This is a genomic window from Vibrio sp. 1641 (genome assembly GCF_033339995.1).
GTDB classification, from domain to species: domain Bacteria; phylum Pseudomonadota; class Gammaproteobacteria; order Enterobacterales; family Vibrionaceae; genus Vibrio; species Vibrio alginolyticus.
Genome location: NZ_JAWOVP010000427.1, coordinates 1 through 551, shown reverse-complemented (window position 1 = coordinate 551; position 551 = coordinate 1). Strand labels below are relative to the sequence as shown.

Here is a 551-nt window from a genome sequence, read left to right as displayed (position 1 = left end):
AACTTGCTTGAGCATGTTACCTACAGTGATATCAACAGGCGCGTTGATCATCAGACCCATTGCGCCTTCTTCGTTATGTTCACAAACGTAGATAACGCTATTCTGGAAATACGGATCTTTCATTCCAGGCATGGCTACTAAAAAATGGTTTGTGAGGTTCATTCTCATACCGACCTTTAAGACTCGTAAATGCACTTAAGCAAACTCGCGACTATGTGCATGAGTTTGCTTAAGATAATGTCTGGTTCTCTACTATAACTGTACTATATATTCAGTTATTCGCCTTTCACACGACGTTCAATGGCATCCATCAGTTTGCCAGTGATAGAAATGTCGAATGCCGCTTCGATTTCACGAATACAAGTTGGGCTAGTCACGTTGATTTCAGTTAGCTTATCGCCAATCACATCAAGACCAACAAAGATAAGCCCTTTTTCTTTTAGAGTCGGAGCAACAGCTTGAGCAATCTTCATATCTGTTTCGCTTAGCGGACGAGCTTCACCAGTACCACCAGCAGCTAGGTTGCCGCGCGTTTCGCCTTTAGCAGGAAT

1 protein-coding gene and 1 pseudogene are annotated in these 551 nt (G+C 43.0%); both read right to left on the bottom strand.

Features of this window, described 5'->3' with window-relative positions:
- On the bottom strand, window positions 1–162 hold a 162-nt coding region (locus R7Z47_RS26365; RefSeq protein WP_318130966.1), incomplete at its 3' end, for a YqgE/AlgH family protein.
- A gap of 113 nt (window positions 163–275) precedes the next feature.
- Window positions 276–551, bottom strand: a pseudogene (locus tag R7Z47_RS26360) (glutathione synthase); the annotation flags it as partial.